This is a genomic window from Streptomyces sp. NPDC048483, assembly GCF_040651455.1.
GTDB lineage: Bacteria > Actinomycetota > Actinomycetes > Streptomycetales > Streptomycetaceae > Streptomyces.
The window spans coordinates 1-12,480 of the sequence record NZ_JBEZJZ010000029.1 but is presented as its reverse complement, the minus strand read 5'-3'; the positions used below and the strand labels follow the sequence as shown (position 1 = coordinate 12,480).

The following is a 12,480-nucleotide window of genomic DNA, read 5'->3' as shown; positions in this document are numbered from 1 at the left end:
GGACCGTCAGGCGCCGCCCGCAGCCCCGTTCACCCTCGCCACAAGAGCGCTCAGCTCCCGCCCCCGTGCCCCCGCCGCCCATGGCCCCTGCCCTGTGCCTTGGCCTCTGCCTGTGCCTTGGCCTTCGCCTCGCCCGCGTACGTGTCCACGTACTCCTGCCCGGACAGCTTCAGAATCGCGTACATGATCTCGTCCGTGACGGCCCGCAGCGCGGTCCGCTCGTCCACCAGTCCGGCATACCGCGAGAAGTCCAGCGGCGCCCCGAACCGGATGGTGATCCGCATCGCCCGCGGCAGCCGCCGCCCCGTCGGCTGCGCCTCGAACGTGCCGATCATCGCGCACGGCACCACCGGCACCCCTGCCTTGATCGCCATCGAGGCAACCCCGGTGCGGCCCTTGTAGAGCCGTCCGTCGTGCGACCGGGTGCCCTCCGGATAGATCCCCAGCAGCCGCCCCTTGCGCAGCACCGCCAGCCCCGACGTGATCGCCGCCTGCGACGCCCGGCCCCCCGACCGGTCGATCGGAATCTGCCCGACACCCCGGAAGAACGCCGCGGTCAGCCGCCCCTTCAGCCCCGGTCCGGTGAAGTACTCCGCCTTGGCCAGAAACGTCACCCGCCGCGGCACGATCGCCGGCATCACGAAGTGATCGGCGAACGACAGATGATTGCCGGCAATGATCGCCGCGCCCTCCTCCGGCACATGCTCGAGCCCCTCGATCCGCGGGCGGAACATCAGCCGCAGCAAGGGCCCGAGAACGATGTACTTCATCAGCTGGTAGAACACCCGTTGGCCTCCCCGTAGTGAGCGTGCCGACGCAGAGTAGCCGCCACCTGAACAGGGCGCGAGTGGTCCGTATCAGCGGGCGTCGCCCGTCACCTGATACCGCAGGAGGACGACCCCGTTGCCAAACGCCCGGGTCTCGGCCAGCCGGAGCTCGGCCCTCGCGTCCGAGGCCGGGAAGAGCGGTTTGCCCCGCCCGATGAGTACCGGATGGACGTAGATCCGGTACTCGTCGATCAGGCCGTGCTCCCTGAAGGCCGCGGCGAGATCGGCACCGCTGAGCGCCATATCGCCGCCCGGCTGCGCCTTGAGCGCCCTGATCTCGTCGACCACGACATCCCGCATGACGGTCGTGTTCCAGTCGGCCCGCTCCAGGGTGCGGGAAAACACGATCTTGGGCATCTCCCGCCAGATGCCGGCAAACTCGGCCATGGGCCCGGTAATTGACGGATCGGCGTCCGCGGTCGGCCAGAAATCGGCCATCAGCTCATGGGTGACCCGCCCGCTCAGGAAGGCGCCCATGCCCCGGAGCTGGTCATTGAAGTGGCGGTGCAGTTCGTCATCGACCAGGTGCCAGTCGATCTGCCGGTCCGGCCCCTCGACATACCCGTCGAGCGACACCGACATCATCAAAATGATCTTCCGCGTCGAAGTCATCCGCCACTGATACCAGCCGTCCGCGCCCTCCGCGAGCGACCGGCCGAGGCGGTCCCGCAGATCCCGGCCGACCCCGCCGACCTCGCGCTCCCACCCTGAACACGACGAACGGCCCGCACACCCCCAACGGGGCCGTACAGGCCGTCGTCCGTGCTCCCGCCACCGTGGGGACGGATGGCGCAGGTGTCAGTCGTTCACGCAGGTGTTGCCGAAGGCGGGGTTGAGCAGCCCGATGATGTCGATGCTGTTGCCGCACACGTTGACCGGGACATGGACGGGGACCTGGATGACGTTGCCGGAGATGACGCCGGGCGAGTTCTGGGCTGCGCCTGAGGCCCCCGAGTCGGCGGCGGCGATGCCCGCTCCTCCGAGGACGGCGGCGGCGGTCAGGGCGGTGGCGGCGAGTGCACTGCGCATACGCATGCTTTTCTCCTGCGTTGAAGGGGACGCTCAGACGGAGAGTGTCCGTGCCCTGTCCTCAAAAACGCCGATAACCCAATAGAAGGAACGAAATCACCCATACGTGTGGGCGCGCCGCGTTGCATTCGACCGCATGTGCACTCCGCGTTCGGAGCGGGCGGGCCCGACGGCACCCCGACGGCACCCCGGATGGCGTAGCAGCCGTCGCCGGGCGGCTCGCCACGTGTCGCACTGGTAGGGAGCAGGCAAGGGAGCATCTGGCAGCGGGAGGACGCGCACAGCAGGCCGGCGGTGTACCCGGCCGGCATGGCGTACCGCACGTGTGCCGCTCGCTCCTACCAAAGGAGTCACGATGACCCTCTCGCCATTTCCGGCCGTTCCTCTGGACGTCAAGGAAGACCTCGCCGCCCTGCCGTTGGCTGAATTCTCCCAGCGATTCGCACAGGCTCTTGCGCCGCTCATCCGGTTCGCTCTCGGGCCGACTCTGCGTGAACACCCCAAGTGGGGATCGAGGCTGCCGTACGACGTGGCACCCTACGGATCATCGCCTTCCTGCGGACACATTTGCCGACCGGACATCATCCTGACCCCTGACGGTCCGAAGGTCTGCGAGATGGACTTTGTCCCGGCCGGGCGCGGCTGGCTGCTGGCTGCCCTGCCAAGGAAGTCCGACCGGTTGGCGGTCCTTCGGGAATTCGCGAAGTGGTACGTAAGCCTGGACTCCCATCTCGTCTACTACGCGACCGGGTCGGTGACCGAAAGCAAGGTGGAAACCGACCTGTTTGCCAAGGCCATGCGGGACATGGTCGGCTTCGATATGCGGTCGGTCAATGTCGATGCGGACCGTATCGACACGGACGGTCTGGTCGACCGGCTCTTCTACCGATCCGAGCTTGCGCAACCGCTCACGCTCGATCACCACCGCGTCATCACCGCAGAGCCCTGGCTGGACTCCAAAATGATCTTCGCGGTGGTGCATGACCGGTCGATGACCGAGCTGCTGGAGGAATCCGTCGGCCGGGAAAATCTTTCCTTCCTGCGTCACACATGCGTCGAATCGCACCTCGTGGAAGATGTGCGATCGCCTTCCGAACGCGGCGTCCCCGGTCTCGACGACCACCGGGAGTGGGTGCTCAAAGCCACAGAAGTGGAAAAATACTGGAGTTGGGGATCGCGCGGTGTGGTGCTGGGGAAGACGCACACGCAGGAACAATGGGACGAGTACATGAGGGGAGTCAGCCCCCATCAGGAGATGCTCGGGCACCGGCCGATCCTGCAGAGGTTCATGGAGTCCTTGGATTTCGCCGGCATCTGGAATTCCGCCATCGAGGGTTCCCTTGCGACGTCCGCCCCGGAGAGACTTGGCAGAACTCGCGATCCTGCCACCGGCCGGCCTGCCCAGGAGGCCGTCATCGGACGTCTCGGGATTTATTTCCTCGTCAGTCACCGGGCGGGAAAAGTGTTCACCTCGCCGCTGGGGAATTTGTGCCTGCGCCAGAATCCGTTGACGCATATGGAGGGTGACGCGCTGTCGATGGCATTCCGGCCCTCAGCGGCCGAACGTTGACCGGTTGCGCTGGGCGTTTCGGCGGTCGGCGCGGCAGGCACCCGGCCGCTGAGGCGAGGGGGGCCGCTGCCCCGTTCCCGCCGCCCGTTCCCGCCGCTCCGATCCCGCCCCGCGAGTCCGTACGGGCGACCTCACGGCGTGGCCGCTTGCCCGGTGGCGTGTGGCGGGGTGCGCTGGCACGCGTGCACCCGCGCTCGATCCCACCGAGCCACCCTCAGGAGAACCGCATGTCCCAGGCCCGCCGCGTACCCCGTGCCGCCGCGCTCACCGCCGTCGTGCTCTGCACGCTGGCCGCCGGCCCGGCCGGTTCCGCGGGCGCCGCGGAGCCGCTGTCCGACCGTGTCGTGTTCCTGACAGTGTCCGGTGCGGGCGACACCTGGATCCGCGGGGTGCAGCTCAACTGCCCGGACACCCGCGGCAGTCATCCGCACGGTGCGGCCGCCTGCGAGACGCTGGCCGAGGTGGACGGCGATCTGGACGCGCTGCCGGGGGACCCGCGGCCGTGCACCAAGCAGTACGACCCGGTCACCGTCACGGCGACCGGGGAATGGCACGGTCGCCCGGTGGCGTGGCGCAAAGCGTTCCCGAACGCCTGCGTCCTGGACTCCGACACCGGGCCGGTCTTCCGCTTCTGACGCCGGTACGACCTCCTGTACCACCGCGGGTGCCGGCGGCCGCCGTGACGAGCGGGCCGGTTCCCTCCGGCGCCACGTGCTCAGACCCGCCGCGCCGCCACCATCCCGGCCGTCACCAGCGCCAGCACCACCCACAGGAACCACAGCCAGCCATTGCCGCCCAGGGCCACGGTGTAGGCGGTCGCGATGACCAGCCCGCTCACCGTGCACACGGCCATCGTCTTGGCAGATCCGGGCATACCCGCAACCTCCTCCTGGCAGCCCCCAGCACTCATGCCGCGGGCCGCGGCCATGGGACCATCGTCCCCGGCCGCGGCCCGTACCGCCAGATGGGCGGCTTTGCCGTCACTGCCCCCGTGCGTTGAGCGAGGCGAGGTAGGCGTTGTAGTCCGCGAGGTCCTTGTCGCCGTTACGGTCCGCGGCCCGGTCCGCGCGCTGCGACTGGCGCTCCTCGGACTTGTACCACTGGAAGACCAGGGCGATCAGCACCACCACGGACGGGATCTCGCTGAACGCCCAGGCGATGCCGCCCGCGGCGGTCTGGTCGGAGAGCGCCTCGATGCCCAGCGAGGCCGGCGGGTGCAGGAAGGTGTCGACCATCGGCTCCGACGCCATCATCAACGCAATCCCGAAGAACGCGTGGAACGGCATACCGGCGAACAGCTCCAGCATCCGCATCACATAGCCCGGCCGGTGCGGGCCCGGGTCGACGCCCATGATCGGCCAGAAGAAGACCAGGCCGACGGCGAGGAAGTGCACCATCATCCCGATGTGCCCGACCCGCGACTCCATCAGGAAGTCGAAGAGCGGGGAGAAGTACAGGGCGTAGAGGCTCGCAATGAAGAGGGGGATGGTGAACGCGGGGTGCGTGATGATCCGCATATAGCGGCTGTGCAGCAGCGCCACCAGGAGTTCGCGCGGGCCCTTGCGGCCGCGCCCGGCAGCCGGCAGCGCGCGCAGCGCCAGCGTCATCGGCGCGCCCAGCAGCAGCAGGATCGGCGACAGCATGCTGATGACCATGTGCTGCACCATGTGCACGCTGAACATCGCCATGCCGTAGTCGTTGAGCCCGGTGCACATCACCAGAGCCACCGAGAGCACGCCCACGACCCAGGCGACGATCCGGCCCACCGGCCACTCGTCGCCCCGTCGCCGCAGCCGGAGCACCGCCCAGCCGTACAGCAGCAGTCCCAGCAGGCAGCCGACGAGAAAGAACGGATCACCACCGAACTCCAGCCCCCGCCCCAGCGTGAACGGCGGCAGATCCATGTTCATGCCGTCCATGCCGTGCCCGCCGTGATCCATCCGCTCGCTCCTGATTCGTACCAATGCTCCGGCGACAAGACTAGAGCCGCCCCCGGCCATCGCATCGGCCGGGGGCGGCTCTGAACAACGCCGGACCAGGGTGTACGACAGGGGACTAAAGCACGCACTCCGACTCGTCGTACCGCTCCGCCGGCACCGTCTTCAGGCTTTCCACGGCGTCGGCCAGCGGCACCAGCGTGATGTCCGTGCCGCGCAGCGCCGTCATCATCCCGAAGTCGCCGCGGTGCGCGGCCTCCACGGCGTGCCAGCCGAAGCGGGTCGCCAGGACCCGGTCGTACGCGGTCGGGGTACCGCCGCGCTGGACATGGCCGAGGATGACCGGGCGGGCCTCCTTGCCGAGGCGGTTCTCCAGCTCGACGGACAGCTGGCGGGCGACCCCGGCGAACCGCTCATGGCCGTAGACGTCCTTGCCGCCGACGTCGAAGGACATGCTGCCCTCGCGCGGCTTGGCACCCTCGGCGACCACCACGATCGCGAACTTCTTGCCGGCCTCGAACCGCTCGGCGACCCGCGCCGTCAGCTCGTCGATGTCGAAGGGCCGCTCCGGCACCACGATGGCGTGCGCACCGGCCGCCATCCCCGAGTGCAGCGCGATCCAGCCGGTGTGCCGCCCCATGACCTCGACGATCATCACTCGCTGGTGCGATTCGGCGGTGGTCTTGAGCCGGTCCAGCGCCTCGGTGGCGACACCGACCGCGGTGTCGAAGCCGAAGGTCACATCCGTGACGGCGATGTCGTTGTCGATCGTCTTCGGTACGCCGACGATCGGCAGCCCGGCGTCCGACAGCAGCCGCGCCGCCTTGAGCGTGCCCTCGCCGCCGATCGGGATGATCGCGTCCAGCCCCAGCTCGGCGACATGGCCGCGGGCCCGCTCGACACCGTCGCGCAGATGGGCGGGCTGCACCCGCGACGACCCGAGGATCGTGCCGCCGCGCGCCAGGATGCCGCCGACGGCATCCAGGTCGAGCTTGCGGTAATCGCACTCCAGCAGGCCCTTCCAGCCATCGCGGAAGCCGATCACCTCATCGCCGTGATCGGCGGTGGCGCGGTGGACGACGGACCGGATGACGGCGTTCAGACCGGGGCAGTCGCCGCCGGAGGTGAGGACACCAATACGCATTGCTCGAAAACCCTCTGCAACTCAACCGGAGGCCCGGACCCCGTCGTCCGGTTGGATCCCGCTCACCCTACAAGCGCGGGGCCACCGGGCACACGTACGCCCGCAGTGCGGGACTGCGGGCGTACGAATGGGCGCGGTGGCGCTCAGGCGGGCTGCGTCGCCGCGGCGATCCGCTCCTGGCGCAGCGCCTCGTACCAGCGGTCATCCACCGGGGGCAGCGCATTGACGTCCAGCGCCAGCTTGATCAGCAGGTCGGCGATGTGCGGATTACGGGCCATGACCGGGCCGTGCATGTACGTGCCGAAGACGGTGTCGTTGTACGCGCCCTCGTAACCGTCGCCGACGCCGTTGCCCTTGCCGAAGCGCACCTTGGCGAACGGCTTGGCGGTCTTGCCCAGATGCGTCACGCCCTGGTGGTTCTCGAAACCGGTCAGCGGCGGCAGGCCCAGCTGCGGGTCGATGTCGGCCAGTACGTCACCCACGCACCGTTCGGCCTCGCCGCGGGTGCTCACCACGTCCAGCAGCCCCAGGCCCTCCTGCTGCTCACCGAGGTCGTTGATGAACTCATGGCCCAGGATCTGGTAGCCGGCGCACACCGAGAAGACGATCGCGCCGTTGGAGACCGCACGGTGCAGGCCGCCGTCGCGGATCAGCCGCTCGGCAGCCAGCCGCTGCGGCCGGTCCTCGCCGCCGCCGATCAGATAGATGTCGCCGGAGGTGGGAATGGCCTGGTCGGACCGTACGTCCAGGCGCTGTACGTCCAGACCGCGCTGCCGCGTCCGCCGCTCCACCACCAGCGCATTGCCCTGGTCACCGTACGTGCTCAGCAGGTCCGGATAGATCCACACCAGACGCAGGCTGTTGTCACTCATGCTCGCTCGTCCTTGTCCGTAAGGTCGGTGGACCGCACTCAGTTGCCCACGCGGCGGCGCAGGTCCTGGAAGGCCGTGTAGTTGGCGATGACCTCGATCCGGCCGGGCGGCGCCAGCTGCACCGCCTCGTCGACGTTGTCGCACACCTGGAAGTCGAGCCCGGCGACCTCGAGGCGCACCGCCAGGTCCAGCTTGCGGTCGCCGAGCACGAAGATCGGGTGCCCGGCCAGCCGGGTGTAGTCGACGTCCCACAGCCAGGAGGTGTCGGTGCCGTCCGCGCCGCGGGCGTTCACCGACATGATCACCGGGGTCGGCGGCGGGTCGATCAGCGAGAACGTCTCCAGCCAGCCGGCCGGGTTCTTCGCCAGCAGCAGCCGCAGCTCCCGCTCCAGGAAGGTGACCACGTCATAGCGGCCGGCCACCGCCTGCACGCCGTACATCCGCTCCAGGGCGACCTGTGGCGGCACTCCGAAGGCGGCGGCCACCGCGGCCGACGTCGTGGCGTTCGCCTTGTTGGCACGCCCCGGCAGCTGGAGCTTGATCGGCCAGGCGCTGCCGTGCGGGTCGAGTACGTGATCGCCGGACAGCGCCCAGCTGGGCGTCGGGCGTCGGAAGCCGCACTCGCCGCAGAACCAGTCCTCGCCCGGCCGCTGCATCACACCGCCGCACGACGGGCAGGACCAGGCGTCGTCCTTCCACTCCTGCCCGGCCGCGACCCACACCACATTCGCGGACGACGAGGCCGCCCAGACGATCAGCGGGTCGTCCGCGTTGGCGACGATCAGCGCCTTGGAGCCGGCCAGGCCCTCGCGCCAGTGCTCGGCCAGCATCCGGGTCTCGGCGGCGCGGTCGAGCTGGTCGCGCGAGAGATTCAGCAGCGCTATGGCCTTCGGGGTGACATCCCGGGCCACGCCCGCCAGGTACTTCTCGTCGACCTCGATGACGCCGTACTTGGCGTCCGAGCCGCCGGCCAGCGCGGAGGTGATGCCCGCCGGCATATTGGCGCCGAGCGCGTTGGAGACCACCGGGCCGCTGGCCCGCAGCGCCTCCGCGATCAGCCGGGTGGTCGTCGTCTTGCCGTTGGTCGCCGACACCAGGATCACGTCCAGGTGCCGGGCCAGCCGGGCCAGCAGGTCGGGGTCGAGCTTGAGCGCCACCCGGCCACCGATCACCGATCCGCTGCCGCGGCCCGCCGCGCGCGATACCGCCGCCGCGGCCTTGCCCGCCGTCACGGCCAGCTTGGCCCGCGGCGACAGCGGCTCCGTGTTGCCTGCCATCGTCCTTGATCCTCCTTGCATCCGGCGCCCGCCTGCCGCGTGGCCGCCGGGGGAACGCCTCCTCCGCAACCGATGACCGGCCGGAGGCTTCGGTCGGGGTTCAGCCTATCGAGATCCGGCCGTGGGCCCGAACCCCGCCACCCGTGGCGCCACATCCGGTATGACCGGGAGGCTGTCCTGTGGACCGTACGCTGGACGCCATGCGCTCCCGTACGATCCCCGGCAGCACCGGCCGGCCACGCCCCATGCGCCTCCTCGGCGACCCGGCCCTGACCGCGCCCTGCCAGGAGGTCACCGCCTTCGACGGCGAGCTCGGCCGGCTGATCGAAGACATGTACGCGACAATGTACGCGGCCCGCGGCGTAGGCCTCGCCGCCAACCAAATCGGCGTCCCGCTCCGGGTGTTCGTCTACGACTGCCCCGACGACGAGGACCGCCGTCATCTCGGGCATCTCGTCAATCCCCGCCTGGTCGAGGTCGACGGACCCCTCGTCCGCGGACCCGAGGGCTGTCTGTCCCTCCCCGGTATCGAGGCCGCTACGCCGCGCCACGACCACGCCGTTGTGGAAGGGCACAGCGCGAGCGGTGAGCCGCGCACCGTGACCGGCACCGGCTTCTTCGCCCGCTGTCTCCAGCACGAGTGCGACCACCTCGAGGGCGGTCTGTACGTCGACCGCCTCACCGGGCTCCGGCGGCGACGGGCACTGCGCGCGGCCGCCCGCGCTCCGTGGGCTGCGGGGGAGTCCGGCCGCTGATCTTCCTCACAAGCCGGGTGATCGTTCTCAGAAGCCTGGGCCGCCCGCGCGGTCCTTGACGGTGGCCAGCTGTCCCCACAGCAGATCCGTCAGATGCTGCACCAACTTCTCGCGGGAGCAGGGGCGTTCGCGCAGCCACCAGTCGCCGGCCGCATGCATCATGCCGACGATGCCGTGGCCCCACACCCGCGCCCGTTCCTCGCCCTCGGGCCCCAGGTCGAGCCGGTCGGCGATCACCTGGGCCAGCTCCTCGCCGAGCCGGCGCAGCAGCGGGGCGGAGTGCCGTCCCACATCGAAGCCGGACTCGCCCTGCCCCTGCTCGTCGGACGGGTGCATCAGGAAGCGGTACACCTGCGGCCGGGTCTCGATCGCGACCAGATAGGCGTCGAGGGTGGCCTCGACCCGGTCGCGGCGCAGCACCGGGGCGTCCAGTGCGGTCCGCAGGTTGTCCAGCAGGGCGTTGGTGTGCCGTACGGCCAGCGCGCGGTACAGCCCGCCCTTGTCGCCGAAGTGCCGGTAGAGGATCGGTTTGGTGATCCCGGCCTCGGCGGCGATGGCGTTCATCGACGCGTCCGGCCCGTCGCGGAGCACAATCCGCTCCGCGGCCTCCAGCAGCTCCCGCCGTCTGCGCTCGGTGGCCGTCTGCCGACGGCCACCTTCCTGTGTGTTCTCCATGGTCGTGCTCCCACCCTCGTGACTCTGTGGCGCTCGCGCAACGTAACACCCGAACTCCGCGGCGAATTCGAAGCCTCGGGAGTTGACATCCCTTACTCGCGAGTAACAGACTCAGGTTACCGCAAGTAACATCTGAAAGATCGCAGCGCAGGAGGGGTCATGGCCGAGTTCACCATGGAGCTCAACGACGAGCAGAGAGAAGTCCGCGACTGGATTCACGGCTTCGCCGCGGACGTCATGCGCCCCGCCGCCGCAGAGTGGGACGAGCGCGAGGAGACCCCCTGGCCGGTCATCCAGGAGGCCTCCAAGATCGGCTTGTATTCGCTGGACTTCTACGCCCAGCAGTTCTTCGACCCTACGGGCCTGGGCATCCCGATGACCATGGAGGAGCTGTTCTGGGGCGACGCAGGCATCGCCCTGTCGATCGTCGGCACCGGCCTCGCCGCCGTCGGCGTGCTCGCCAACGGCACCGAGGAGCAGATCGGCACCTGGGTCCCGCAGATGTACGGCGATGCGAACGATGTCAAGGTCGCCGCCTTCTGCTCCTCGGAACCGGACGCCGGCTCCGACGTCGCCTCGATGCGTACCCGCGCGGTCTACGACGAGGCCAAGGACGAGTGGGTCCTCAATGGCACCAAGACCTGGGCCACCAACGGCGGCATCGCAGGCGTCCACGTCGTCGTCGCGGTCGTCGACCCCGAGCTGGGCTCCAAGGGCCACGCGTCCTTCATCGTGCCCCCGAACACCCCCGGCCTCTCCCAGGGGCAGAAGTTCAAGAAGCACGGCATCCGCGCCTCGCACACCGCGGAGGTCGTCCTGGAGGACGTCCGCGTCCCCGGCCACTGCCTGCTCGGCGGCAAGGAGAAGCTCGACGAGCGCCTCGCCCGCGCGCGCGAGCGGGCCAAGGCCGCAGGCGGTGAGCGGGTGAAGAACGCCGCCATGGCCACCTTCGAGGCCTCCCGCCCGGCGGTCGGCGCGATGGCCGTGGGCACCGCCCGTGCCGCGTACGAAGAGGCCCTGGAGTACGCAAAGACCCGCGAGCAGTTCGGCCGCCCGATCATCGACAACCAGGGCGTCGCCTTCCAGCTGGCCGATATGCGCACCCAGATCGACGCCGCCCGCCTCCTGGTGTGGCGCGCCTCCTGGATGGCGGTGGCCGGCAAGCCCTTCACCTCCGCCGAGGGCTCCATGTCCAAGCTCTACGCCAGCGAGGTCGCCAAGAAGGTCACCGCCCAGGCTGTACAGATCCTCGGCGGCAACGGCTTCACCCGCGAGTACCCGGTCGAGCGGATGCACCGCGACGCCGCGATCTACACCATTTTCGAAGGCACCAGTGAGATCCAGCGGCTGGTGATCGCCCGCACGCTGTCGGGGATGCCGATCCGGTAGGGCATCACTGCAGGAAGACACGCATAGATCAACTTGAAGAAGAAGACCCCACATTCATCAAGAGGTGGGGTCTTCTCTGCTCCAGAAGAGTAGGAGATGGGCGCCTGGGAGAAATTTGGGAGACCAGCTCGACGGCTGGGAGATGTACGGGAGAATGGGGCCCAGCTCGCGGTGGTCGATGACCAGCTTCAGTGACTGCTCCCAGCGCTCCTGGAGCGTCTCTGCGATCTTCAGCTCCATGGCCAGGGTGGTGTGGGAGTAAACCCCTTCGATGCCCTGCAGCTCATGGCCCATCCGTCCCTCTGTAGCAACCCTAGGGTGCCCGTCCTCGTCAAGCCACACCCTGTGGGAGTGCCGCAGCCCGTGCGGCGTGAGTCCCTCCACCCCCAGGACCCGGCTGGACCGACGAACAAAAGCAGCACGTCGAAGAGCTTCGGGCCCGACGCCTCGCACTCGCCGAAACGATCGTCACCCACCACCACTGGGCCACCCTCACCGGACCCGACCTCGTAAAAGCCCGCAGCGCCCTCAAGCGCGTCGATGACGAAGACGACAGCTGAGCCACTCGGCCACAGTCGCGGTCGCAAGATAGCCCCCGCCCGGAACGCCCAGGCGGGGGAGAGGCTGCTGGCAGCCAGCCAGCTCAGTCCGCAGTGTCGACCTCCACGGGCTCATCGGGGCAGCCAGAGGCCAGGTCGGTCAACACCTGCTGCTCCGCCGGGTCGACGCTCAACCGCCACCGCAACTTGATCGCAGTCCAGTCAGCGACATACCGGCAAACCACCGCGTCATCAGGCAGCCACGTGGACGGGTCCTGATCAGACTTCTGCCGATTCGAGTGCGCCGTAACCGCGACCAGCGCCCGAGAGTCATCCAGGTCGTTGGCGTAGCGTTCCCGCTGCTTAGCTTCGGCGTTTCGGTTGGGATGAGGCGGCTTCGCTGATCAGCAACTGTTGGGTAGGTCGAGGTGATTTTGTTGCCTGGGCATGGCGGAGTCCCGGCGTG

The 12,480-nt window shown here is 69.0% G+C and carries 14 protein-coding genes; 4 read left to right on the top strand and 10 right to left on the bottom strand.

Features of this window, described 5'->3' with window-relative positions; translation table 11 throughout:
* Nucleotides 1–50 precede the first annotated feature (50 nt).
* From AB0D04_RS17480 to AB0D04_RS17470, 3 genes are all read right to left on the bottom strand, one after another.
* Nucleotides 51–785, bottom strand: a complete 735-nt coding sequence (locus AB0D04_RS17480) for a lysophospholipid acyltransferase family protein (protein WP_362703709.1) — start codon at nucleotides 783–785, stop codon at nucleotides 51–53.
* A 72-nt stretch (nucleotides 786–857) separates the two neighbouring features.
* Nucleotides 858–1,439, bottom strand: a complete 582-nt coding sequence (locus AB0D04_RS17475) for a dihydrofolate reductase family protein (RefSeq protein ID WP_362703707.1) — start codon at nucleotides 1,437–1,439, stop codon at nucleotides 858–860.
* A 186-nt stretch (nucleotides 1,440–1,625) separates the two neighbouring features.
* Nucleotides 1,626–1,862: a chaplin gene (locus tag AB0D04_RS17470; protein ID WP_362703705.1), complete on the bottom strand. Its 237-nt coding sequence runs from the start codon at nucleotides 1,860–1,862 to the stop codon at nucleotides 1,626–1,628.
* A 349-nt stretch (nucleotides 1,863–2,211) separates the two neighbouring features.
* Here AB0D04_RS17470 and AB0D04_RS17465 point away from each other — a divergent pair, with 349 nt between their 5' ends.
* Nucleotides 2,212–3,426 (top strand): hypothetical protein, encoded by a 1,215-nt coding sequence (locus AB0D04_RS17465; protein ID WP_362703703.1) that lies wholly within the window; start codon nucleotides 2,212–2,214, stop codon nucleotides 3,424–3,426.
* A gap of 227 nt (nucleotides 3,427–3,653) precedes the next feature.
* Nucleotides 3,654–4,061 (top strand): SSI family serine proteinase inhibitor, encoded by a 408-nt coding sequence (locus AB0D04_RS17460; RefSeq protein ID WP_362703701.1) that lies wholly within the window; start codon nucleotides 3,654–3,656, stop codon nucleotides 4,059–4,061.
* Between the two features lie 80 nt (nucleotides 4,062–4,141).
* Here AB0D04_RS17460 and AB0D04_RS17455 read toward each other — a convergent pair whose 3' ends face one another.
* The 5 genes from AB0D04_RS17455 to AB0D04_RS17435 all read right to left on the bottom strand — a co-directional run bounded on the left by AB0D04_RS17455 (nucleotide 4,142) and on the right by AB0D04_RS17435 (nucleotide 8,656).
* Nucleotides 4,142–4,300, bottom strand: coding sequence for a hypothetical protein (locus AB0D04_RS17455; protein WP_362703699.1), 159 nt, complete (start codon nucleotides 4,298–4,300; stop codon nucleotides 4,142–4,144).
* Between the two features lie 106 nt (nucleotides 4,301–4,406).
* Nucleotides 4,407–5,366 (bottom strand): cytochrome c oxidase assembly protein, encoded by a 960-nt coding sequence (locus AB0D04_RS17450; RefSeq protein WP_362703697.1) that lies wholly within the window; start codon nucleotides 5,364–5,366, stop codon nucleotides 4,407–4,409.
* 115 nt (nucleotides 5,367–5,481) lie between these two features.
* A complete protein-coding gene (locus tag AB0D04_RS17445) occupies nucleotides 5,482–6,507 on the bottom strand; it encodes a 6-phosphofructokinase (RefSeq protein WP_362703695.1) in 1,026 nt (341 codons plus the stop codon).
* A gap of 143 nt (nucleotides 6,508–6,650) precedes the next feature.
* Nucleotides 6,651–7,379, bottom strand: a complete 729-nt coding sequence (locus AB0D04_RS17440; protein WP_362703694.1) for a glutamine amidotransferase — start codon at nucleotides 7,377–7,379, stop codon at nucleotides 6,651–6,653.
* 38 nt (nucleotides 7,380–7,417) lie between these two features.
* On the bottom strand, nucleotides 7,418–8,656 hold the full coding sequence (locus AB0D04_RS17435; protein ID WP_362703692.1) for a MurT ligase domain-containing protein: 1,239 nt from the start codon (nucleotides 8,654–8,656) through the stop codon (nucleotides 7,418–7,420).
* Between the two features lie 200 nt (nucleotides 8,657–8,856).
* On the opposite strand from AB0D04_RS17435, the gene def reads away from it, so the two are divergent.
* On the top strand, nucleotides 8,857–9,411 hold the full coding sequence (def, locus tag AB0D04_RS17430) for a peptide deformylase (protein ID WP_362703690.1): 555 nt from the start codon (nucleotides 8,857–8,859) through the stop codon (nucleotides 9,409–9,411).
* A 27-nt stretch (nucleotides 9,412–9,438) separates the two neighbouring features.
* Here the strand turns inward: def and AB0D04_RS17425 are convergent, their stop codons facing one another.
* Entirely contained in the window at nucleotides 9,439–10,086 is a 648-nt protein-coding gene (locus tag AB0D04_RS17425) for a TetR family transcriptional regulator (protein ID WP_362703689.1), read from the bottom strand.
* A gap of 159 nt (nucleotides 10,087–10,245) precedes the next feature.
* On the opposite strand from AB0D04_RS17425, the gene AB0D04_RS17420 reads away from it, so the two are divergent.
* Nucleotides 10,246–11,475: an acyl-CoA dehydrogenase family protein gene (locus AB0D04_RS17420; RefSeq protein ID WP_362703688.1), complete on the top strand. Its 1,230-nt coding sequence runs from the start codon at nucleotides 10,246–10,248 to the stop codon at nucleotides 11,473–11,475.
* Nucleotides 11,476–11,532: 57 nt separating this feature from the next.
* On the opposite strand, the gene AB0D04_RS17415 is transcribed toward AB0D04_RS17420, so the two are convergent.
* Complete coding sequence (locus AB0D04_RS17415) at nucleotides 11,533–11,769, bottom strand: hypothetical protein (RefSeq protein WP_362703687.1); 237 nt, start codon at nucleotides 11,767–11,769, stop codon at nucleotides 11,533–11,535.
* Nucleotides 11,770–12,480 lie beyond the last annotated feature (711 nt).

Excerpts from the sequence above, each read along its gene's own strand:
- AB0D04_RS17475 (WP_362703707.1), bottom strand. The coding sequence starts at position 1,439 with ATGACTTCGACGCGGAAGATCATTTTGATGATGTCGGTGTCGCTCGAC.
- AB0D04_RS17470 (WP_362703705.1), bottom strand. The coding sequence starts at position 1,862 with ATGCGTATGCGCAGTGCACTCGCCGCCACCGCCCTGACCGCCGCCGCC.
- AB0D04_RS17465 (WP_362703703.1), top strand. The coding sequence starts at position 2,212 with ATGACCCTCTCGCCATTTCCGGCCGTTCCTCTGGACGTCAAGGAAGAC.
- AB0D04_RS17460 (WP_362703701.1), top strand. The coding sequence starts at position 3,654 with ATGTCCCAGGCCCGCCGCGTACCCCGTGCCGCCGCGCTCACCGCCGTC.
- AB0D04_RS17455 (WP_362703699.1), bottom strand. The coding sequence starts at position 4,300 with ATGCCCGGATCTGCCAAGACGATGGCCGTGTGCACGGTGAGCGGGCTG.
- AB0D04_RS17450 (WP_362703697.1), bottom strand. The coding sequence starts at position 5,366 with ATGGATCACGGCGGGCACGGCATGGACGGCATGAACATGGATCTGCCG.
- AB0D04_RS17445 (WP_362703695.1), bottom strand. The coding sequence starts at position 6,507 with ATGCGTATTGGTGTCCTCACCTCCGGCGGCGACTGCCCCGGTCTGAAC.
- AB0D04_RS17440 (WP_362703694.1), bottom strand. The coding sequence starts at position 7,379 with ATGAGTGACAACAGCCTGCGTCTGGTGTGGATCTATCCGGACCTGCTG.
- AB0D04_RS17435 (WP_362703692.1), bottom strand. The coding sequence starts at position 8,656 with ATGGCAGGCAACACGGAGCCGCTGTCGCCGCGGGCCAAGCTGGCCGTG.
- def (WP_362703690.1), top strand. The coding sequence starts at position 8,857 with ATGCGCTCCCGTACGATCCCCGGCAGCACCGGCCGGCCACGCCCCATG.
- AB0D04_RS17425 (WP_362703689.1), bottom strand. The coding sequence starts at position 10,086 with ATGGAGAACACACAGGAAGGTGGCCGTCGGCAGACGGCCACCGAGCGC.
- AB0D04_RS17420 (WP_362703688.1), top strand. The coding sequence starts at position 10,246 with ATGGCCGAGTTCACCATGGAGCTCAACGACGAGCAGAGAGAAGTCCGC.
- AB0D04_RS17415 (WP_362703687.1), bottom strand. The coding sequence starts at position 11,769 with ATGGGCCATGAGCTGCAGGGCATCGAAGGGGTTTACTCCCACACCACC.